The organism is Streptomyces sp. NPDC038200 (genome assembly GCF_055600785.1).
The window spans coordinates 208,651-229,289 of sequence record NZ_JBVJYH010000008.1 but is presented as its reverse complement, the minus strand read 5'-3'; the positions used below and the strand labels follow the sequence as shown (position 1 = coordinate 229,289).

At 70.5% G+C, this 20,639-nt stretch carries 18 protein-coding genes and 5 tRNA genes; 14 read left to right on the top strand and 9 right to left on the bottom strand.

Annotated features, from left to right (window positions below; all coding sequences use genetic code 11):
• Positions 1 to 6: 6 nt before the first annotated feature.
• The 5 genes from ACZ7KF_RS19300 to ACZ7KF_RS19280 form a co-directional block, all read right to left on the bottom strand.
• The gene (locus ACZ7KF_RS19300; protein ID WP_471075963.1) at positions 7 to 3,255 is read right to left on the bottom strand and encodes a sensor histidine kinase; all 3,249 of its coding nucleotides are present in this window, start codon (positions 3,253 to 3,255) and stop codon (positions 7 to 9) included.
• A 380-nt stretch (positions 3,256 to 3,635) separates the two neighbouring features.
• Positions 3,636 to 4,211, bottom strand: a complete 576-nt coding sequence (locus tag ACZ7KF_RS19295) for a GTP-binding protein (RefSeq protein WP_184970470.1) — start codon at positions 4,209 to 4,211, stop codon at positions 3,636 to 3,638.
• Positions 4,192 to 4,590, bottom strand: a complete 399-nt coding sequence (locus ACZ7KF_RS19290) for a DUF742 domain-containing protein (RefSeq protein ID WP_009190816.1) — start codon at positions 4,588 to 4,590, stop codon at positions 4,192 to 4,194. The genes ACZ7KF_RS19295 and ACZ7KF_RS19290 overlap by 20 nt, the downstream gene beginning before the upstream one ends.
• A 111-nt stretch (positions 4,591 to 4,701) precedes the next feature.
• On the bottom strand, positions 4,702 to 5,115 hold the full coding sequence (locus tag ACZ7KF_RS19285) for a roadblock/LC7 domain-containing protein (RefSeq protein WP_014675212.1): 414 nt from the start codon (positions 5,113 to 5,115) through the stop codon (positions 4,702 to 4,704).
• 9 nt (positions 5,116 to 5,124) lie between these two features.
• Entirely contained in the window at positions 5,125 to 9,003 is a 3,879-nt protein-coding gene (locus ACZ7KF_RS19280) for a sensor histidine kinase (protein ID WP_471075959.1), read from the bottom strand.
• 567 nt (positions 9,004 to 9,570) lie between these two features.
• Between ACZ7KF_RS19280 and ACZ7KF_RS19275 the strand changes: the two genes are divergently transcribed.
• The 9 genes from ACZ7KF_RS19275 to ACZ7KF_RS19235 all read left to right on the top strand — a co-directional run bounded on the left by ACZ7KF_RS19275 (position 9,571) and on the right by ACZ7KF_RS19235 (position 13,727).
• Positions 9,571 to 9,765, top strand: coding sequence for a hypothetical protein (locus ACZ7KF_RS19275; RefSeq protein WP_471075956.1), 195 nt, complete (start codon positions 9,571 to 9,573; stop codon positions 9,763 to 9,765).
• 218 nt (positions 9,766 to 9,983) lie between these two features.
• Positions 9,984 to 10,769, top strand: coding sequence for a fumarylacetoacetate hydrolase family protein (locus ACZ7KF_RS19270; protein WP_471075953.1), 786 nt, complete (start codon positions 9,984 to 9,986; stop codon positions 10,767 to 10,769).
• Complete coding sequence (gltX, locus tag ACZ7KF_RS19265; protein WP_471075950.1) at positions 10,762 to 12,246, top strand: glutamate--tRNA ligase; 1,485 nt, start codon at positions 10,762 to 10,764, stop codon at positions 12,244 to 12,246. Before ACZ7KF_RS19270 ends, gltX begins: the two co-directional genes overlap by 8 nt.
• 197 nt (positions 12,247 to 12,443) lie before the next feature.
• Positions 12,444 to 13,175 carry an HAD family hydrolase gene (locus ACZ7KF_RS19260; protein ID WP_471075947.1) on the top strand — a complete coding sequence of 244 codons (732 nt, stop codon included), beginning with the start codon at positions 12,444 to 12,446 and terminating at the stop codon, positions 13,173 to 13,175.
• Between the two features lie 90 nt (positions 13,176 to 13,265).
• A tRNA-Gln gene (locus tag ACZ7KF_RS19255) sits at positions 13,266 to 13,337 on the top strand.
• Positions 13,338 to 13,358: 21 nt separating this feature from the next.
• A tRNA-Glu gene (locus tag ACZ7KF_RS19250) sits at positions 13,359 to 13,431 on the top strand.
• A gap of 29 nt (positions 13,432 to 13,460) precedes the next feature.
• Positions 13,461 to 13,533 (top strand) — tRNA-Glu (locus ACZ7KF_RS19245).
• A 21-nt stretch (positions 13,534 to 13,554) separates the two neighbouring features.
• Positions 13,555 to 13,626: transfer RNA gene (locus ACZ7KF_RS19240), tRNA-Gln, on the top strand.
• Between the two features lie 28 nt (positions 13,627 to 13,654).
• Positions 13,655 to 13,727: transfer RNA gene (locus ACZ7KF_RS19235), tRNA-Glu, on the top strand.
• Positions 13,728 to 13,778: 51 nt separating this feature from the next.
• Here ACZ7KF_RS19235 and ACZ7KF_RS19230 read toward each other — a convergent pair.
• Positions 13,779 to 14,423, bottom strand: coding sequence for a MerR family transcriptional regulator (locus ACZ7KF_RS19230; protein WP_471075944.1), 645 nt, complete (start codon positions 14,421 to 14,423; stop codon positions 13,779 to 13,781).
• Between the two features lie 85 nt (positions 14,424 to 14,508).
• Between ACZ7KF_RS19230 and ACZ7KF_RS19225 the strand changes: the two genes are divergently transcribed.
• Positions 14,509 to 15,006, top strand: coding sequence for a DUF4188 domain-containing protein (locus ACZ7KF_RS19225; RefSeq protein ID WP_471075941.1), 498 nt, complete (start codon positions 14,509 to 14,511; stop codon positions 15,004 to 15,006).
• A 256-nt stretch (positions 15,007 to 15,262) separates the two neighbouring features.
• Here the strand turns inward: ACZ7KF_RS19225 and ndgR are convergent, their stop codons facing one another.
• Positions 15,263 to 15,979, bottom strand: coding sequence for an IclR family transcriptional regulator NdgR (gene ndgR / locus ACZ7KF_RS19220; protein WP_145883474.1), 717 nt, complete (start codon positions 15,977 to 15,979; stop codon positions 15,263 to 15,265).
• Between the two features lie 206 nt (positions 15,980 to 16,185).
• On the opposite strand from ndgR, the gene leuC reads away from it, so the two are divergent.
• The 4 genes from leuC (at position 16,186) to ACZ7KF_RS19200 (ending at position 19,513) form a co-directional block, all read left to right on the top strand.
• Entirely contained in the window at positions 16,186 to 17,610 is a 1,425-nt protein-coding gene (gene leuC, locus ACZ7KF_RS19215; RefSeq protein WP_471075938.1) for a 3-isopropylmalate dehydratase large subunit, read from the top strand.
• Between the two features lie 5 nt (positions 17,611 to 17,615).
• Positions 17,616 to 18,209, top strand: a complete 594-nt coding sequence (gene leuD / locus ACZ7KF_RS19210) for a 3-isopropylmalate dehydratase small subunit (RefSeq protein WP_471075936.1) — start codon at positions 17,616 to 17,618, stop codon at positions 18,207 to 18,209.
• A 274-nt stretch (positions 18,210 to 18,483) separates the two neighbouring features.
• Complete coding sequence (locus ACZ7KF_RS19205) at positions 18,484 to 18,714, top strand: SCO5555 family protein (protein ID WP_471075933.1); 231 nt, start codon at positions 18,484 to 18,486, stop codon at positions 18,712 to 18,714.
• A 136-nt stretch (positions 18,715 to 18,850) separates the two neighbouring features.
• The gene (locus ACZ7KF_RS19200) at positions 18,851 to 19,513 is read left to right on the top strand and encodes an HU family DNA-binding protein (RefSeq protein ID WP_471075930.1); all 663 of its coding nucleotides are present in this window, start codon (positions 18,851 to 18,853) and stop codon (positions 19,511 to 19,513) included.
• A 71-nt stretch (positions 19,514 to 19,584) separates the two neighbouring features.
• Here ACZ7KF_RS19200 and ACZ7KF_RS19195 read toward each other — a convergent pair whose 3' ends face one another.
• Complete coding sequence (locus tag ACZ7KF_RS19195) at positions 19,585 to 19,788, bottom strand: hypothetical protein (RefSeq protein WP_471075927.1); 204 nt, start codon at positions 19,786 to 19,788, stop codon at positions 19,585 to 19,587.
• A 178-nt stretch (positions 19,789 to 19,966) separates the two neighbouring features.
• Positions 19,967 to 20,605 (bottom strand): 2-phospho-L-lactate guanylyltransferase, encoded by a 639-nt coding sequence (cofC, locus tag ACZ7KF_RS19190; protein ID WP_471075924.1) that lies wholly within the window; start codon positions 20,603 to 20,605, stop codon positions 19,967 to 19,969.
• Between the last annotated feature and the right edge of the window lie 34 nt (positions 20,606 to 20,639).

The window sequence follows — 20,639 nt, the reverse complement described above, 5'->3', positions numbered from 1 at the left end:
CTCACACTAACGCTCCTGGTTGTAGGTGCTGTCAGGCCCACCGTGCTGATTCCTGGGGGCCTGGCCGTTCGTTTCACTGCCTGCGCTGCGTCCGCGCTGGACGCCCCGACGCAGGTTGCTCAGCCTGCCCCGGACGTCCTCCGGGGCGCGGGAGACCTGTGGGCCTCCCTGGGGGGTGGTTTCGGCGGAACCCTCGACCAGATTGGCCTTGGGCACCCGCCGCGGCAGACCGGAGGCGGTGACCCCGCCTGCCTTGGGCTTCCGGAGCTGCGAGGCCTGCTGCCAGCGCTCGTCGTTCGCCGAACGCCAGTCGTTGTCGCCGCTCGCTCCCGCCGCGTTCCCGGGGGCCGGCGTTCCCTGCTGCGCGCGCGTCGTGCCGTTCGCGGAGCCGGTGCCGTTCGAACCGCTCGTGGCGGATCCGCGGCGGGGCAGCCCGGCGTCGGTCAGCCCGTGTGCGGCGGGGGAGGCCGTTCCCGGACGGTCGAAGCCTACGCGGTTCCGCTCACCTGCGTCAGTGGCCTGTGAGGATTCCGCTTCCGGAGCGTACTGGGCCGGGTAACCGTTCTGGTAGCCGTCCTGCTGCGGCCAGTCGTCCTGGTAGGACGGCGTCTGGGCAGATTCCGCATACGGCGCTGCGGGGTCCGGATAGCCGCCGTTGGAGGAGAAGCCGTCGTGCTGCGGCTGCTCGCCGTTCGGCGCGTAGTACTGCTCGTCGTACGACTGCTCGTACGGCTGCTCGTACGACGTGTGCTGCTGGTTCTCGTACGCCGGCGCCTCGAACGTCTGCTGGGGCTGCTCGTCGTACGCCTGCTGCGGCTGCTCGTCGTACGCCTGCTGCGGCTGCTCCTGGTACGCCTGCTGACCGGTGAAGGGGTCCGTGTATCCGGTGGACTCCCGCTGCGGCTCGTCGGGCTGGTGGGACTGGGCCTCCAGGGCGGCCCGGCGCTCCTCACGCATCAGGGACCGGCCGACGGGGTCCAGCCCGCGGATGTCGTCGGGGACCTCCACGTACTGGCTGTCGTCGAAGCCGAGTTCCGCGGCGGTGCGCAGGGGCTGCGGCTGGCCGAAGCTCTCACCCTGGAAGTGCTGCTCCGGGATGATCTGCGAGACGGTGAACTCCTCGCGGTCCAGCGGAGCCTCGCCGCCACCGCCGTGCGTGATCGCGTCCGGCAGCATGACCAGGGAGGTCGTGCCGGCCTGCTCGCCCGAGGGGCGCAGCTGGACCCGGATGCCGTGCCGGTCGGACAGCCGGCCGACCACGAACAGACCCATGCGCTGGGAGATCGCGGCGTCCACGGTCGGCGGGTTGGCCAGCTTGTGGTTGATGTCCGCGAAGTCCTCGGCGGTCAGGCCGATGCCCTTGTCGTGGATCTCGATCATGATGCGGCCGTCGGGGAGACGGGTCGCGGTGACGCGGACCTTGGTCTGCGGGGAGGAGAACGTGGTGGCGTTCTCCAGCAGCTCGGCCAGCAGGTGCACGAGGTCGGTGACCGCGCGGCCGTGGATCTCGGCCTCCGGCACGCCGGACAGCTCGATGCGCTCGTACTGCTCCACCTCGGAGGAGGCGGCGCGCAGCACGTCGACCAGCGGCACCGGCTGGTCCCAGCGGCGGCCGGGCTCCTCGCCGGCGAGGACCAGGAGGTTCTCGCCGTTGCGGCGCATACGGGTGGCCAGGTGGTCCAGCTTGAAGAGGTTCTCCAGCTGGTCCGGGTCGGCCTCGTTGTTCTCCAGGTCGGTGATCAGGGTCAGCTGGCCCTCGATCAGCGACTGGTTGCGGCGCGACAGGTTCGTGAAGATCGCGTTGATGTTGCCCCGCAGCAGTGCCTGCTCGGAGGCGAGCCGGACCGCCTCGCGGTGGACCTGGTCGAAGGCGCGGGCGACTTCGCCGATCTCGTCCTTGGTGGTGATCGGGATCGGGGTGACCCGGGTGTCGACGCGGCCGGGATCGGTGCGCGACAGCTGGTCGACCAGCATCGGCAGCCGCTGCTCGGCGATGCCGAAGGCGGCGTTGCGCAGCTGGCGCATGGAGCGGCTCATCTGGCGGGCCACCAGACCGGCCAGGATGAACGCGGCCAGCAGGGCGATGACGACCACCGCACCGGTGATGAAGGCGGAGGTCTTGGCGTCGTCGGCGATACCGGACGCCTCGTTCACCGCCTTGTCGGCGAGGTCCGACTCGATCTGGCGGTAGGCCTTGTACTTCAGCGTGTTCGCCGCCCACCAGTTGTCGGCGGTGATGCCCTTGGCGGCCAGCCCCTGGCGGGTGAGCGGGCTGGTGTCCTGCATGGTGGCGAGCAGGGTGACCATGTCGGTCGGGTCGGCCGGGGGAGCGACGTACTTCGGGTCCGCGGCCTTGGCCTTCTCGACCATGGCGGCGCCGTCCGCCTTGATCTTCTCCTTGGCGTCGTCGAGCTTCTGCGCGTCGGCCTCGGTGCCACCGCCCGTGTACTCCTCGATGGCGATGCGCTCGAGGTAGGCGTACGAGGACAGGGAGACCCGCTGGGTCGCCAGGTTCGGGGCGTCCGGGCCGGGCTTGACCAGCAGATGCGTGCCGATCGAGCGCTCCAGCGACAGCGCCGCCTTGGTCAGCGAGATGGCGTAGACGGTACGGCCGTAGGAGGTGATGTTTCCGGTGCCGAGGCCCAGCTCGTTGGCGAACTCCATCAGGGGGTGGGCGACGGCGACGTAGCCCTCCTCCGTCTGGACGCCGGTCTTCTTGGAGGTGTAGGCATCCTGTCGCAGCTGCGCCAGCTTGGGCTCGGCCTCGCCGAACAGCTTCAGCCGGCGCTGCAGGCCGGACTCGTCCGGCGCGCTCTTCGTCGCCTCGTGGAAGGTGTCGGCGGCCTGGTCCGTGGCCTTGCGGGCCTGCTCGACGGTCGCCTTGCCGGTCGCGTTGTTCTTCTTCAGCAGCAGCGGCGCCGCAGTGACGTCACGCTCGTTCTCCAGAGCGTCGGCGTAACCGAGGGCGGCGCGCACCAGGCGGGCGGTGTTCTCGGCGTCGCGGGCCTGCTGCCAGGTGTCGATCGAGTTCTTCACCTGGAAGCCGCCCATGACGAGGCCGACCGCCACGGGTATGAGCAGGATGGCGTTCAGCCGGGTCGGCACCCGCCAGTTCCGCGGGGAGAGACGGCCGCCGCTGGACGCGGGAGTGGCCGCCGGTTCCGCAGCGGGAACGGGGGTGGGCGCCGCAGCGCGCGGCGGCGGGGTGAAGTTGCCCCGCGCCGACGGCTCGGGACCGTTCTTGCTTCGCCTCACTCGACCAACAACCTCTCGGCGGTCGGCACCTTCGTCGTGCCGCAGTCTCTCAGAGCCCGGTTCGCCACAGACCACTACTTAGTACGTCTTCGACCATTGGGCAGTTCAGGCATTCCAGCACGTGGACCAGCGCACTTCCAAACAGTGGAAACCCGGTGACGGGGCCGTTGTAAGCGCCAGATAAAACGGTCATAAAGAGCGAGCCCCGCCAAAAGGCGGGGCGTTCGTGCGCACAGCGGCACCAGCCGACCGCGTCGCGTGGTGATGCCCGGCGATTCCTCTGCCGAACTGTTATGAACACCGGAGCCGACCGTGTCAAAGGCCACAGTCGGCTCCGATCCCTTTACGACAACTGCCGTACGGCCCGTCGTATTTGAGTCCTACTTCAGCCGCGCCATCAAGGCGTGCTCCACCAGCGTGATCAGGGCACTCTTGGCGTCCGCGCGGTGGCGGGCGTCCGTGGTGATGATCGGGGTGTCCGGCCCGATCTGCAGCGCTTCCCGTACTTCCTCGGGAGCGTAGGGCTGCTGGCCGTCGAAGCCGTTGAGGGCGACGACGAAGGGCAGGCCGCTGTTCTCGAAGTAGTCGACGGCGGGGAAGCAGTCGGCGAGGCGGCGGGTGTCGACGAGGACGACGGCGCCGATGGCACCGCGGACCAGGTCGTCCCACATGAACCAGAAGCGGTCCTGGCCGGGGGTGCCGAACAGGTACAGGATGAGGTCCTGGTCCAGGGTGATACGGCCGAAGTCCATGGCCACCGTGGTGGTGGTCTTGTCCCCGGTGTGGGTGAGGTCGTCGATGCCGGCCGAAGCGGACGTCATGACGGCCTCTGTGCGCAGCGGGTTGATCTCCGAGACGGCGCCGACGAACGTGGTCTTGCCCACGCCGAAGCCGCCCGCCACCACGATCTTCGCCGAGGTGGTGGCCCGGCCCGCGTCAGAGCTTGCGAAGTCCACTGAGCACCCTTTCGAGCAGCGTCACGTCCGGAGCGCCGCCGTTGTTCTCGTCGCCACCCGGCTGGTGGATGGCGACCAGGCCGGCCTCTGCGAGGTCGGCGACCAGGATCCGGGCCACACCGAGCGGCATGGCCAGCAGCGCGGAGACCTCCGCGACCGACTTGACCTCACGGCACAGGTGGCAGATGCGCTGGTGCTCCGGGAGCAGTCCCATGAGCGCTGCCGGGTCGGCCGTGGTGCTGATCAGCGCCTCGATGGCGAGCTGGTAGCGGGGCCTGGTCCGGCCGCCGGTCATGGCGTAGGGCCTCACCAGCGGCTGGTCGCCCTCGTCCCCGTACGGCTCCGCGTACGGATCATGATGGGCGGTGGGCGGGGTCATGAATCCTCCGGGCGGGACAGCAAGTCGGTCAGTCAAGCCGTCTGACGGGGCCGGTGGGGGGATTGTGGCGGCCGGACGGTGTTTTTGTGAGGTGGGTGGTGCCGGGGGAGGTCAGTGAAGCAGACTTCCCTGGAGTTCGGCGCGCAGGTCCGGGGTGAGTACCGCACCCGCGCGGTCGACGAGCAGTGCCATCTCGTAGCCGACGAGACCGATGTCCGCCTCGGGATGGGCCAGGACCGCGAGGGACGACCCGTCCGAGATGGACATCAAGAAGAGGAACCCGCGCTCCATCTCGACGACCGTCTGCGCCACCGTGCCGCCCTCGAAGATCCGGGAGGCCCCGGCCGTCAACGAGGTCAGCCCGGACGCGACGGCCGCCAGCTGGTCGGCGCGGTCCCGCGGGAAGCCTTCGGACATCGCCAGCAGAAGGCCGTCGGCGGAGACCACCACGGTGTGGGACACCCCGGGGGTGTTGTCCACGAAGTTGGTGATCAACCAGTTCAGGTTCTGTGCCGCCTGGCTCATCGGACTCAACTAACGCTCCTGCTGGTGAGTGGGGCTCGGGAAGCTGCCGGTCTGGCCGCTGCCGGCCTGACGGCCCTGAGCGATGCCCCGACGAAGATTGGTCAGCCGTCCGCGTACGTCGTCAGGCGCACGCGAGACCTGCGGACCGGCTTGGTGCTGTTGCTGCTGAGCCGTGCCGGGCACCAGGTTGGCCCGGGGTACACGGCGCGGCAGGCCGGAGGTGGTGACTCCGCCCGCGGCGGGCTGCCGGACGCGCTCGGCCTGCCGGACGAGTTCGTCGTTCGGCGAGGTCCGCCAGGAGCCGGTGCTCGACGCGGACCGCTGGGGAGCGGGCGCGGGAGCCGGCTGCTGCGGCTGCTGCGGAGCGGGTGCGCTCTCCTGCTGCTGACTGCCGTGGAACCAGTTGGTCTCCAGCGTGTCGTACAGCGGAGTGCGACCGTCACCCGGGTTGTTCGCCGGCGGCAGCGCCTCCGGCTCGGCGCGGCCCGGACGCTGCGGGGCCGGGGCCTGCGGACGCGGGGCGCCGAAGTCGTCACGGCCGGCCGGCTGCGGGCGCTCGAACTGCCCGGTGTGCCCGGCGTTCTGGCCCGGCAGGGCGTGCTGCCCGGTGGAGCCGTTGTCGTAGCCGCCGTCGTACGCCTGCGGCGCCTGCGGGGCCGGGAACTGGCCCGTGCTCTGCCCGCCGTTGCCGTCCGGGCGTCCGGTCGCCGACGTGCCGAACACGTCGGGGCGGAGGAAGGGGTCGGTGCCCTGCCCGTCGGCGGGACCGCCGAAGCGGCCCGGCTGCTGGCCGGCGTCGGGACGGGCGAACTGTCCCGTGTGCTGCGCACTGTCGGGGTGCGCGAACTGGCCGGTCTGCTGGAGGTTGTCGGGACGGGCGAACTGTCCCGTGTGCTGGCCGGCGTCGGGACGCGCGAACTGTCCCGTGTGCTGGCCGGCGTCCGGACGGGCGAACTGGCCCGTGTGCTGGGCGGAGCCGCCGGCACCGGGCAGCTCGGGGCGCGGGAACTCGCCGGTCGCGGCCGGACCCTGGGCGTCGATCCGGGGTATCTCCGAGGTCGAGCCCGGACCCTGCCGGTCGTCCACGCGCGGCATGCGCGCGGTCTGCGTCGGATCCTGCTCGTCATGGCCGCGCGGGGTGTCCAGCGAGGCGCGGGACAGCGGGGCCTGGGCGTCGCTCCAGTCCGGGGTCCGGGACTGCGGGTCACCGCCGGGCAGCTCGGCCCGCGGACCGCCGCGCGGCGGCAGCTGGGGCTGGCGGCCCTGGTCGCCGGGGGCGCCGGCGCGCTTGCGGGTACGTCCGCCGCCGCCGAACAGGTCCTGCTGCGGCCCGGCCGGGTTGGCGGCCTGGAGGCCCTGCGGGGCACCCGGCGTCTGACCGCCGAAGCCACCCGCACCGGCACCGGCGGGCATGGGCCGGTTGCCCTGCGGGGCACCGGGACCGCCCTGGGGACCGCGCGCTCCGCCCGGCGCACCGGGACGGCCGCCCTGGCCCGTGCCGGGCAGCGCGGCCCGGGGGCCCTGGGCGGAGCCGACCTGGCCGCGCGGGGCCGGACCGGCACCGAGCAGACCGCCACCGGCCGGACCGCCGCCGAGGGCGCCGCCGTTGCCGTTGCCGGCCTGTCGCCGGGCCGCGGCCGCACCCGCGGCGGCCTGCGCGGCGGCGGGGCCACCGGTCGAGGGCGCACCGGGCTTGCCGGGAGCGGGCTTCTTGCCGCCCTGGGCGACATCGACGGGGAGCATGACCAGCGCGGTCGTACCACCGGAGTCGGAGGGACGGAGCTGGATGCGGATGCCGTGGCGCTGCGACAGCCGGCCGACCACGAACAGACCCATGCGGCGGGAGACGGAGACGTCCACGGTGGGCGGCGAGGCGAGCCGCTCGTTGATCGCCGCGAGGTCCTCGGGGGAGAGGCCGATACCGGTGTCGTGGATCTCGATCAGCACGCGGCCGTCGGGCAGCGCGTGACCGGTGACCTTGACCTTGGTCTGCGGGGAGGAGAACGAGGTGGCGTTCTCCAGCAGCTCGGCGAGGAGGTGCACGAGGTCGTTGACGACGCGGCCGGCGACCTCGGTCGTCGGGACCGAGGCCAGCTCGATGCGCTCGTACTGCTCCACCTCGGACGCGGCGGCGCGGAGCACGTCGACCAGCGGGACCGGGCGGGTCCAGCGACGGCCGGGCTCTTCACCGGCGAGGACGAGGAGGTTCTCACCGTTACGGCGCATACGCGTCGCGAGGTGGTCGAGCTTGAACAGCGAGGACAGCTGGTCCGGGTCGGCCTCGCGGGACTCCAGTTCGGAGATGAGCGAGAGCTGACGCTGGATGAGGCCCTGGGAGCGGCGCGAGAGGTTGGTGAACATCGCGTTGACGTTGCCCCGGAGGAGGGCCTGCTCGGCGGCGAGGCGGACCGCCTCGCGGTGCACGTCGTCGAAGGCCGTGGCCACCTGGCCGATCTCGTCCCGGGAGTGCACACCGACCGACTCCACGGACGTGTCGACGTCCTGCGGGTCGGACTCGGAGAGCTGCTTGACCAGCTCGGGCAGGCGGTCCTGGGCGACCCTGGTGGCGGTCTCCTGGAGCCGGCGCAGCGAGCGGATCATGGAGCGGGCCACGACGAACGCGCCGACCAGCGACACGCCGAGCACGAGCAGGATCAGCGCACCGGAGATGATGGCGTCCTGCTGGGTGGCGCTCTTCAGCTCGCGGGCCTTCTGCTCCATCTCCTCGAGCAGCGTGTGCTCGATCTTCTTCATCTGCTCGATCTTGGTCGAGCTGTCGTCCACCCAGTCCTTGTAGGAGCGCGCCGGCAGCTGCTGGAGGCCGTCCGGGGACTCGAAGGAACGCTTGGCGTAGGTGTCGGCGGACTCGATCGTCGGGTTGCCCTCGTCGATCGGCTTGAGGAGTTCCTCGGCGTTCTGGTCGGCGTAGATCTTGCGGAAGATCGCCAGCTCGGAGCCTTCGCTCTCGTACGCCGACTGGCCGTAGAGGCGGTCGTTCTCGGAGAGGTCGCCCTTGGTGTCCGTGGTCGCGGGCAGCGCGGCGGCGATCATGGCGCGCTGCACGGAGGCGTACTCCTTGGCGGTGGAGAACGCCGCCAGGGCGCGGGTGCGCGAGATCATCTCCGGGTTGCTGGACGCCTCGGCCATGTCCTGCGAGAGGCCGATCAGCTGGGTGATGAGGCGGTGGTACGACTCGACCGTCTGGGAGGCGTTGTCCTTGGACGTGTAGGCCTTCTGCCGGATCTTGGCCAGGTCGTCCAGCTGGTTGGCGAGACCCACGAGCGCGTCGCGGACGCCCTGGAGGTTGCCGTCCTTGCTGGCCGCGTCGATCTGCTCGGAGGCGTCGAGGAAGTTCTCGCGGGCCCGGTCGGTCTTCTCCTGAAGACCCTTGATCTGGTAGTCGTTCGCCTTCAGTCCGCCGTGGGCCAGGGGGCCGGCCGCCTGGTCGCGCTCGTCCTGGAGCTGCTGGGCCAGTTCGGTGGCCTGCTTGGTCATGTCCGTCAGCAGCTTCATGTTGTCGAGCTGCTGGATGTCCTGCATGTTCTGGTCGATACGCAGCGCGCCGAGCGACGTGGCCGCGACCACGGGCAGCGCGAGCAGCGACACCAGACGGGTCGAGATGCGCCAGTTGCGCAGGGCCAGCCGCGAACCGGGGCCGGTCACGCCCGGGGTGGGCTTCACCGTCGGGGTGGGGTTGCCCGCGGGCGCCGCCGTCGTGGACGAGGCCGAGCCGCCGGACCGGCCGCCGCGCTCACCGCCGTCTCCGGACGGGGCAGGGCCCGGGGTCTGGGCGTGCTGGGGCACGGAGCTGCCTTTCGTGGGGGCAGTCCCGCCGTGCGGCTCCGGCTCCGCCGAAGCGCTGCCATCCCTCTTGAAACGTCCCTGCACTAGCGTCGCAACCTCTGGACCAGGCGCCCCTCCGCGCGAACGGAGGGACACGGTGTCGGCGTTGTGGAGAGCGCCCTGAATGCGCCCACCGGTGGTCTTGAGTGACCGGCGCGGTTCCCCCCTATCTCACCGCCGCTCGGCGCTGTGGTGCGCCCCTGCGCCGGTTCGATCCTGCGGCGGTCCGTGGAATTCCAGCACAGTGCAGGATCTCCAACAAGGGCAGTGGACCGAGCTGTGACCTCCGTGACGTCCTGTGAGGGGTGCGTTACCAGCCGTGGATCCGCATTCGGTCCATATCGGACGTACCGCTACGAGCCGCCAGCCGGTGCCAGGTGTCCCAGTCGCCATGATCAGGAGCGGAATGGCAGCTTCAGGGGGTCAATGTCCGTTTCGCTGGCCCGGATGGGCGGCCGGAATTGACCGGTTTGCCCGTGAGGTCGTGAGCAAACTCACATGCACATCGTGGGCAGTTGGCGTCTTCGTCGGGGAATCGGATGTTTAGCCTGACGCTTTACATGAGGGTCGTACCTGTAAGCCCGCCGACACACGACTAGGACTCCTGCAACCGTGAAGACGACGATGATGTTCCGCACGATAGCCAACCCGCGACGCACGACCCTGGTGCACCTGGAGGACGCCGGCGAGCTGCAGACGCCCGAGCTGCCGGAGCACTCCGTCGATCTCCCCGCGCAGACGGCCAACCCCCGGCGCACCGTCCTGATGGAGATCCCGGCCGGTGCGGGTGTCGCCGCCGGCGAGTGACACGGACTCCGCCGAGCGCGGCCGGGATGATCACGCGACGGGTCGTTCCGGCCGCGCTCGTGTCCGTCCCCGCGGACCCGGTGCTGCCGCAGGGCCGCCCACTGTCCCGGTGACCCGCCTCTGACCTGCGGCGATGCCCCCAGGAGCGAGGAACTGTGAACGGCTCCGATAACCTGGGGCGTCAGTACGCCGGTTCTCAGTGAGGGGCGCAGGATCCCGTGCGCATCGCCAGGTTCTCCATCGACGGGAACGTAGCCTTCGGCGCGGTCGAGGGCGACAAGCAGGACGAACTCGTCCTCGACATCATCAAGGGCATCCCGTTCGCGGACTACGAGCTGTCCGGGACGAAGGTTCCGCTCGGCAAGGTCAGGCTGCTCCCGCCGGTCCTCCCCAACAAGGTCGTGGCGTTCGGCCGCAACTACGCCGACCACGCGCGCGAGCTGGGCAACGAGGTACCCGAGGCGCCGTTCGCCTTCTTCAAGCCGTCCACCTCCGTGATCGGCCCCGGTGACGACATCCAGTACCCGTCGTTCAGCCAGGAACTGCACCACGAGGCCGAGCTGGCCGTGGTCATCGGCCGCATGTGCCGCGAGGTCCCGCGCGAGCGCGTCAAGGACGTGATCTTCGGCTACACCTGCGCCAACGACGTGACCGCCCGCGACGTGCAGAAGCGCGAGAAGCAGTGGGCCCGCGCCAAGGGCTTCGACACCGCCTGCCCGCTCGGCCCCTGGGTGGAGACGGACCTGGACCTCGCCCGCGCCAACGACCTGACCGTCCAGCTCACGGTCAACGGCGAACAGCGCCAGCTCGGCCGCACGAGCGAGATGATCCACTCCATCGAGGACCTGATCGTCAACATCTCCGAGGCCATGACGCTGCTCCCCGGCGACGTCGTCCTCACGGGTACCCCCGCGGGGGTCGGCCCCCTGAACGTCGGCGACGAGGTCGCCGTCACCATCGAAGGCATCGGCACTCTCACCAACAAGGTTGTCAAGCGTGGCTAGCGCACCCGGCTCCCCCGTACGCGTCCGTTTCTGCCCCTCGCCCACCGGTAACCCCCACGTGGGCCTGGTCCGCACCGCCCTGTTCAACTGGGCGTTCGCCCGGCACCACCAGGGCACCCTGGTCTTCCGTATCGAGGACACCGACGCGGCCCGCGACTCGGAGGAGTCGTACAACCAGCTGCTCGACGCGATGCGCTGGCTCGGCTTCGACTGGGACGAGGGCCCCGAGGTCGGCGGCCCGCACGCGCCGTACCGTCAGTCGCAGCGCATGGACATCTACGCCGACGTCGCGCGGAAGCTCCTCGACGGCGGCCACGCCTACCACTGCTACTGCTCCCAGGAGGAGCTGGACAGCCGCCGCGAGGCCGCCCGCGCCGCCGGCAAGCCGTCCGGCTACGACGGCCACTGCCGTGACCTGACCGCCGGGCAGGTCGAGGAGTACCAGGCGCAGGGCCGCACCCCGATCGTCCGCTTCCGCATGCCCGACGAGGCGATCACCTTCACCGACCTGGTCCGCGGCGAGCTGACCTTCACGCCGGAGAACGTGCCCGACTACGGCATCGTCCGTGCGAACGGCGCCCCGCTGTACACGCTGGTCAACCCGGTGGACGACGCCCTGATGGAGATCACCCACGTCCTGCGCGGCGAGGACCTGCTCTCCTCCACCCCGCGCCAGGTCGCGCTGTACAAGGCGCTCATGGAACTGGGCATCGCCCAGCAGATCCCGGCCTTCGGTCACCTGCCGTACGTCATGGGCGAGGGCAACAAGAAGCTCTCCAAGCGCGACCCGCAGTCGTCGCTCAACCTCTACCGCGAGCGGGGCTTCCTCCCCGAGGGCCTGCTCAACTACCTCTCCCTGCTCGGCTGGTCGCTCTCCGCGGACCAGGACATCTTCACGATCGAGGAGATGGTCGCGGCCTTCGACGTCTCCGACGTGAACCCCAACCCGGCGCGCTTCGACCTGAAGAAGTGCGAGGCGATCAACGGTGACCACATCCGCATGCTGGACGTGAAGGAGTTCGCCGAGCGCTGCCGCCCGTGGCTCCAGGCGCCGTTCGCCCCCTGGGCGCCGGAGGACTTCGACGCGGCGAAGTGGGAGGCGATCGCCCCGCACGCCCAGACCCGTCTCAAGGTCCTGTCGGAGATCACCGACAACGTCGACTTCCTGTTCCTGGACGAGCCGGTCTTCGACGAGGCGTCGTGGGCCAAGGCGATGAAGGAGGGCAGCGACGCCCTCCTGCGCACCGCCCGCGAGAAGCTGGAGTCGGCGGACTGGACGTCGGCCGAGTCCCTCAAGGAGGCCGTCCTGGCCGCCGGCGAGGCCCACGGTCTCAAGCTCGGCAAGGCCCAGGCCCCCCTCCGCGTGGCCGTCACCGGCCGCACGGTCGGCCTGCCCCTCTTCGAGTCCCTGGAGATCCTGGGCAAGGAGCGCACCCTCGCGCGGATCGACGCGGCGCTGGCGAAGCTCGCCGTGTGACGCACCCGTACGACACGCGGGGCGGTGGCTTCGGCCGCCGCCCCGCGTCGGTGTGTCCGGGGCCACGAGCCCTGTTGTGGCATGTGCATGATGATTCTTGATCTCTCCTCGCCCCCCGAGCTCACGATCACGGACAGAGCCCCGCTGCAAGGGGAACGGCGCCCACAGCCGACCGCCTCCCCGCTACCGTCGGTGGCATGACGATCAGAGCCGTGGTCTGGGACGTTGACGACACCCTCTTCGACTACACCACCGCGGACCGGGAGGGCATGCGCGCCCACCTCCTGGCCGAGGGCCTGCTGCACGCCCACGGCGGCGCGGAGCGGGCCCTTCTGCGCTGGCGGGAGATCACCGACGTCCAGTGGGCCCGCTTCTCCGCCGGCGAGGTGGACTTCGTCACGCAGCGCCGCGACCGCACCCGGGTCTTCCTGGGCCGGGAGCTGACCGACGGCGAGGCCGACGAGTGGTTCGCGCGCTATCTGGTCCACTACGAGGCCGCCTGGAGCCTGTTCCCGGACGTCCTGCCCGCCCTGGACGCCCTCGGGGCCAGCCACCGGCACGCGGTGCTGTCCAACTCCAGCCTCACGGTCCAGGAGCACAAGCTGCGCACCCTCGGCCTCCTCGACCGCTTCGAGTCCGTGCTGTGCGCCGCCGAGCTGGGCGTCTCCAAGCCGGAGGCCGGCGCCTTCCTGGCCGCCTGCCGGGCGCTGGGGCTGCCGCCGCACGAGGTGGCCTACGTCGGCGACCACCCGGAGATCGACGGGCGGGGCGCCGCCGAGGCCGGGCTGCTGTCCGTGTGGATCGACCGCGGCACGGGCTGCGTGCGGGCCGTCGGGGAGGCCGTCGCGCACCGGATCTCGACCCTCGCCGAACTCCCGGCACTCGTCCGCGCCGATACCCGTTTTGGAGCCCCGTCCACCTTCGGGTAATGTTCTTCCTGCGCCGAGGGGAGCGGGCCGAAAGGCCGGAACCCCGAGACGCAAACTAGAACGAGAACCCCGCAGGGGCTTGAGTTCCAGTGGCCTATGGTGTAATTGGCAGCACGACTGATTCTGGTTCAGTTAGTCTTGGTTCGAGTCCAGGTAGGCCAGCTCGCAGAGCTTATCTGCAAAGCCCCCGTTGTGTAGCGGCCTAGCACGCTGCCCTCTCAAGGCAGTAGCGCCGGTTCGAATCCGGTCGGGGGTACTGATCCTGATCCTGTCGGGATCGCTAGGGCCCCCGTTGTGTAGCGGCCTAGCACGCCGCCCTCTCAAGGCGGTAGCGCCGGTTCGAATCCGGTCGGGGGTACTGACTGGTCTAAGCCATCATTGGTCTATGGTGTAATTGGCAGCACGACTGATTCTGGTTCAGTTAGTCTTGGTTCGAGTCCAGGTAGACCAGCTCGGATCTGCGGAAACGTAAGATCCAGGCCCCCGTTGTGTAGCGGCCTAGCACGCCGCCCTCTCAAGGCGGTAGCGCCGGTTCGAATCCGGTCGGGGGTACGCACAGGGAAGGCCCTCCACCTCGGTGGGGGGCCTTCGCCGTTCCCCGGCTCACTCGAAGCCGTAGCGCCGCGCCGACTCCTCCTCCTGCGCCAGCCGGTGCAGCGCCTGGAGCATCGGCTCGACCAGGACCGCGCTGGCCACCGCCGCCTCCGCCCGCTCGGCGTCCGTCCGGTACGTCTCCATGAAGTCCATGTCGGCGATCGCCGCCTGGTGCATCAACTTCGCCCGTCGCGCCAGCAGTTCGATGTCCCAGTCGAAGCCCAGCCGACGGAACGCCGCCAGCGCCACCACCAGGGACCGGTACGACGGGGAGATCGTCGTCAGCGACTTGGCGTTCTCCCAGCCCAGGCCGTCCAGCAGCGCATGCACCTCCCGGTGCGCCGCCCGCACGTACGCGTCGTCCTCGTCGGGCTCCGGGACCTGCGGCAGCGCCCACAGGGCCGCGCCCAGCCGGATCGTGCGGCCCAGCGAGTCGTCGTCCACGTGTCCGAGCACCTCGCGGACCGTCGCCACCGGCAGCCGGCCGACCTGGATCATGGCGCGGACCAGCCGCAGCCGGCGCAGGTGCTCCTCCTCGTACTCCGCGGTCGTGGTGTTGATCTGCCGGCCCGGCGGCAACAGCCCCTCGCGCAGGTAGTACTTGATCGTCGCGGTGGACACACCGCTGCGTCTGCTCAGCTCGGCAAGCCGCATCCCTTGCGCTCCTTCTTGGATAACGGCACTATCCAAACATCGGCTGTTGGATAGCGCCGCTCACCGACGCGACGAGGGGGAGCAGATGGTGTCCCGTACCACCGCTGACGCGAAGGGCGAGGTCGTCGTCCTGCTGATCGGCATGCGCATCAACCGTTTCTGGGCGGTGCACCAGTGGCTGCCGGTGATGCTCGCGATGCTCCGCATGCTGCGGGAACTGGAGAAGGACCCCGGGCGGGGGCTGCGGGCCAAGGTCCTGCTGACGGCGTCGCCGCGGACGTACTACGTCGTGCAGTACTGGGAGTCCAAGGACAAGCTGTACGCCTACGCGACCGCGCCGGACGCGTTCCACCACAAGGCGTGGGCCCTGATCAACCGCAAGGAGCGCAGCGGAAAGCTGCGGGGGCGGGTCGGGATCTGGCACGAGACGTACGTCGTGCCGGAGGGGTCGTACGAGGCGATCTACGGCGACATGCCGGCGTTCGGGCTGGCCGCCGCGCACGGGCAGGTGCCGTTGGAGAAGCGCGGCCGCTACGCCAAGGACCGGTTCGCCCACCGGTCGGGGCAGGACGTGCGGGCCTAGACGCCGAGGGGGTCGTCGTGGCGCGGTCCGTCGTGGTCTCGCGCGGGCCTGTCGGTCACGGCTCCGTCGGGGTCGCTCGCGCGGGCCTGCCGGTCGCGGGCCGGGCGTGGTCGCTCGTGCGGGTCCGTCGGGGCGCGGGTGCTCCCCGGTCGCCCGCGCGGTTCCCCGCGTCCCCCGGGGCGGTTCGTTCCCGTCGGGTGGAGGCTGCCGCGGCGTTGAGGCCGCCTCTCTCCCGGCGGGAACGGTCCTGCTGCCGTCAGCCCGAGCGGCGAAGCGCCTCCGAGAGGCGGCCCGCGGCGTCGATGACCGCCTGGGCGTGCATACGGCCCGGGTGGCGGGTCAGGCGCTCGATGGGGCCGGAGACCGAGACGGCGGCCACCACGCGGTTGGAGGGGCCGCGCACGGGCGCGGAGACGGACGCGACGCCCGGCTCGCGCTCGCCGATGGACTGGGCCCAGCCGCGCCGCCGGACGCCCGACAGGGCCGTCGCCGTGAAGCGGGCGCCCTGCAGGCCCCGGTGCAGTCGCTCGGGCTCCTCCCAGGCCATCAGGATCTGCGCCGAGGAACCCGCCTTCATCGTGAGCGTGGAGCCGACCGGGACCGTGTCCCGCAGACCGGACAGGCGTTCCGCCGCGGCCACACAGATCCGCATGTCACCCTGGCGCCGGTAGAGCTGCGCGCTCTCGCCGGTGACATCACGGAGGTGGGTGAGCACGGGGCCCGCCGTCGCGAGCAGGCGGTCCTCGCCCGCCGCCGCCGCCAGCTCCGCGAGGCGCGGGCCGAGGATGAACCGGCCCTGCATGTCGCGTGCCACCATGCGGTGGTGTTCCAAAGCCACGGCCAGGCGGTGGGCCGTGGGTCGTGCCAGTCCGGTGGCGCCGACCAGACCCGCGAGGGTGGCCGGACCGGACTCCAGAGCGCTCAGGACGAGGGCCGCCTTGTCCAGAACGCCGACGCCGCTACTGTTGTCCATGCAACGATACTCACGTCTCACTCTGTGAAACGCAAGTTCAATTTTCCGTGGAACGCGCCACCCTGGAATCACACAGCGGCCCGCAGACCAACGGGCCTGGCGGTGGACGCCCGGAATCACGACGTTCAGGGGCCCGAGAAGGGCAGCCACCGCTCCTCAAGATCTCTAGTTGGGTCGGCGGACGTTTGCCGGCCGGAGGGAAAGCGATGGGTAGGACACTCGCGGAGAAGGTCTGGGACGACCACGTCGTCCGGCGCGCCGAGGGCGAGCCCGACCTCCTCTTCATCGATCTGCACCTGCTGCACGAGGTGACCAGCCCCCAGGCCTTCGACGGGCTCCGCAAGAACGGCCGCACCGTCCGCCGTCTCGACCTCACCATCGCGACCGAGGACCACAACACCCCGACCCTCGACATCGACAAGCCCATCGCCGACCCCGTCTCCCGCGCCCAGCTGGAGACCCTGCGCAAGAACTGCGCCGAGTTCGGCGTCCGGCTGCACCCGCTGGGCGACGTCGAGCAGGGCGTCGTGCACGTGGTCGGCCCGCAGCTGGGTCTGACCCAGCCCGGTACCACCGTCGTCTGCGGCGACTCGCACACCTCCACGCACGGTGCCTTCGGCGCGCTGGCGTTCGGTATCGGCACCTCCCAGGTCGAGCACGTGCTGGCCACCCAGACGCTGCCGCTGGCCCGCCCGAAGACCATGGCCATCACCGTCGAGGGCGAGCTGCCCGAGGGCGTCACCGCCAAGGACCTGATCCTCGCGATCATCGCGAAGATCGGTACGGGCGGCGGCCAGGGCTACGTCCTGGAGTACCGCGGATCCGCCGTCGAGAAGCTCTCGATGGAGGCCCGGATGACCATCTGCAACATGTCGATCGAGGCCGGTGCCCGCGCGGGCATGATCGCCCCCGACGAGACCACCTTCGCGTACCTCAAGGGCCGTCCGCACGCCCCCGAGGGCGCCGACTGGGACGCGGCCGTCGCGTACTGGAAGACCCTGAAGACCGACGACGACGCCGTCTTCGACGCCGAGGTCGTCATCGACGCCGCCGAGCTGTCCCCGTTCGTCACCTGGGGAACCAACCCCGGCCAGGGCGCGCCGCTTTCGGCGGACGTCCCCGACCCGGCTTCGTACGAAGACGCTTCGGAGCGCCTCGCCGCCGAAAAGGCCCTGGAATACATGGGGTTGGCGGCCGGACAGCCGCTGCGCTCCATCAAGGTGGACACCGTCTTCGTAGGCTCCTGCACCAACGGGCGCATCGAGGACCTGCGTGCCGCCGCCGATCTCCTGCGGGGCCGCAAAGTCGCCGACGGGGTACGGATGCTGGTCGTCCCGGGCTCCGCGCGGGTGGGTCTCCAGGCCGTCTCCGAGGGCCTGGACGTGGTCTTCAAGGAGGCCGGCGCCGAATGGCGGCACGCGGGCTGCTCGATGTGCCTCGGCATGAACCCCGACCAGCTGGCCCCGGGCGAGCGCTCCGCCTCCACCTCCAACCGCAACTTCGAGGGCCGGCAGGGCAAGGGCGGCCGGACGCACCTGGTGTCGCCGCAGGTCGCGGCGGCCACCGCCGTCCTGGGCCACCTGGCCTCCCCGGCCGACCTGACCGACGACCGCACGCCCGCTGGAGTCTGAGAACCATGGAAGCCTTCACCACCCACACCGGCCGGGCCGTGCCGCTGCGCCGCAGCAACGTCGACACCGACCAGATCATCCCTGCTCACTGGCTCAAGAAGGTCACCCGGGACGGGTTCGAGGACGGTCTGTTCGAGGCCTGGCGCAAGGACCCCGAGTTCATCCTCAACCGTCCCGAGCGGCAGGGCGCCTCGGTCCTGGTCGCCGGCCCCGACTTCGGCACCGGCTCCTCCCGCGAGCACGCCGTCTGGGCGCTGCAGAACTACGGCTTCAAGACCGTGATCTCCTCCCGCTTCGCCGACATCTTCCGGGGCAACTCGCTGAAGAACGGTCTGCTCACGGTGGTCCTCGACCAGAAGATCGTGGACGCGCTGTGGGAGCTGACCGAGCAGGACCCCACGGCTGAGGTCACTGTGGACCTTGAGACGCGTGAGGTGCGCGCCGAGGGCATCACCGCCCCCTTCGAGCTGGACGAGAACTCCCGCTGGCGGCTGCTGAACGGCCTGGACGACATCTCCATCACGCTCCGGAACGAGGACGACATCGCGGCCTACGAGGCCGGGCGGCCCGCTTACAAGCCGCGGACGCTCCCGGTCTGATCCGGGCGGACCGAAGCCCCCGCACGGGTCTGGTTTCGGCCACCGCAACACCCCGCCTGTACCCCCGATCGCCACGATCGGGGGTACAGCCATGTCTGCACCCGAACGGCCCTGCGTCCCTGTTCGCGTTCGTTCAACTCCCCACGTTACGCGGCCCGTTGTGCGGGTACGTGAGTGCTGTGTTCGTGTCCACCGCAAGTGCCTGGAAGGCCATTTGAGGCGGCAGTTACACCCTGCGCAGGCGACAACTCGCCCCAGATGGCACAATCTGTGCATGGAACACGACGGCCAACTCCAGCTCTACACGGCGGTCGCGAACCAGCTCAAGGAAGCGCACGCAAAGGTGCGCGCACTGCAAGTCCCGGAGGGCGTACGGATGGCGCTGACCCGGAAGCTGCTGGTCATTACGGCCGCGGCCAAGCACGATCTCGCCGACGCGGCAAGGCGGCTCGATCGGTTCACCGTGGATCTCGACGCGGGTCGGATCCCCGAAGAGGACCGCTGAACCGTCCGAGACAGCCGAGTCCGTTGCGGCACAAGGGTGATAAGCCCGTTTCGTGTTTGATTTGCGGTATATATCTGCCTAACGTGCGAAAAAGCTTGAACACTTTCGTTCTGGCGATGTCTCCGAAGGGGAAGACGTGAACAAGGCGCAGCTCGTAGAAGCGATTGCCGACAAGATGGGGGGCCGCCAGCAGGCCGCCGATGCTGTCGACGCGGTCCTGGACGCCATCGTCCGCGCGGTCGTCGCGGGCGACCGGGTCTCGGTCACCGGCTTCGGGTCCTTCGAGAAGGTGGACCGCCCCGCCCGTTACGCCCGCAACCCTCAGACGGGCGAGCGGGTTCGGGTCAAGAAGACCTCCGTGCCGCGCTTCCGCGCCGGTCAGGGCTTCAAGGACCTGGTCAGCGGCTCGAAGAAGCTCCCGCGCGGCGGCGAGGTCTCCGTCAAGAAGGCGCCCAAGGGCAGCCTGAGCGGTGGCGCCGCCGCGACGGTCAAGAAGGCCGCGGCGAAGAAGACCACCAAGGCCGCTGCGGCGAAGAAGGCGGCCACCGCCAAGAAGGCGGCGCCGGCGAAGAAGACCACGGCCGCCGCCGCCGCGAAGAAGACCACGGCGAAGAAGGCACCCGCCAAGAAGACCACGGCGACCGCCAAGACCGCCGCGACGAAGACCGCCGCCGCCAAGAAGACCACGGCGAAGAAGGCTCCGGCGAAGAAGGTCACCGCCAAGAAGGCCCCGGCCAAGAAGTCGACGGCCCGCAAGACCACCGCCAAGAAGACCACCGCCCGCAAGGCGACGTCGTAAGGCCGCCACAGCAGTCACGCGCCGGGCCGGACTCCTCTCGGGAGCCCGGCCCGCGGCGTGTGTAAGGGCAGTTACAGGGTTTGAAGGGTTACGAGGGTGATGCGCAGGGCGTCGCCCCGGCCTTCGGTCTCGATCCGCACGCGCTGGCCCGGGCGCAGCAGCCGGAGGCCCCCGGCGTCGAACGCGGCGCCGTCGAAGGGGACCGGGGTGCCGTCGTCGAGCAGCACCTGTCCGCTGCGGGTCTCCGGGTCGTACGTGTATGCGGTGGCCTGCATGGCAGCAGCCTACTGGTCGCTTCGGCTCCACGTCCGCCCTCGGCTCCGCGTCCGCCCTCGGCTCCGCGTCCGCCCTCGGCTCCGCGTCCGCCCGTGGCCCGGGATCCGTCCGCGAAGGACGGGTCCGCGGTGACGGTCCGCGCGGTTCCCGGCGCCGCCTCGGGGCGTACCGGGCCGCTCAGGCGCCCGGGATAAGCAATCCCGCCGACGCCGTCGCCGTATACGGTCCCACTCCCAGCGTCAGTGCCGCGCGCAGGTCGTCCCCCGTGTCCACGTCCCGCCGTACCGAATCGACCCCCGCGAGCGTGAGTTCCGTAGCGCCGGAGGCGCGGTGCCGCATACGGGAATCCACGCCGAACGCCGGCCGCAATTCACGGTCACCGGCCGCCGCCAGCAAAGTCGTGCCCAGTGCCGCCGCATCCGCGAGAAACGCACGCGGGAATGGAGAGGCCGCCGCCAGTACCCGGGACAGTTCCGCCGGGCGCAGCGCCGGCAGATCGGCGTTCAGGGCCGCGACCGGCGCACCGGGGCTGATGTCCCGTACGACGGCCGCGCCGTGCGCCAGAGCGGCGTTCAGGCCGTCGCGCGGGGCGTCGGGGACGATCCGCGCGCCCAGCGCCGCCAGCTCCCGGCCGGCCCGCTCGTCGTCCGTGACGACCACCACATCCGACACCGCGGCGCAGGCCAGCGCCGCCGACACGGTGTCCTGCGCGAACGCCAGCGCAAGTCCCGGGCGCACTCCGTCGCCGGCGGTGTCCGCGAGCCTGCTCTTGGCCCGCGTCAGGGGCTTCAGGGGGATGACCAAGGTCCACTGCACCGGCGTACCGTCCCTCTCTCGTCCCGCTCATTGT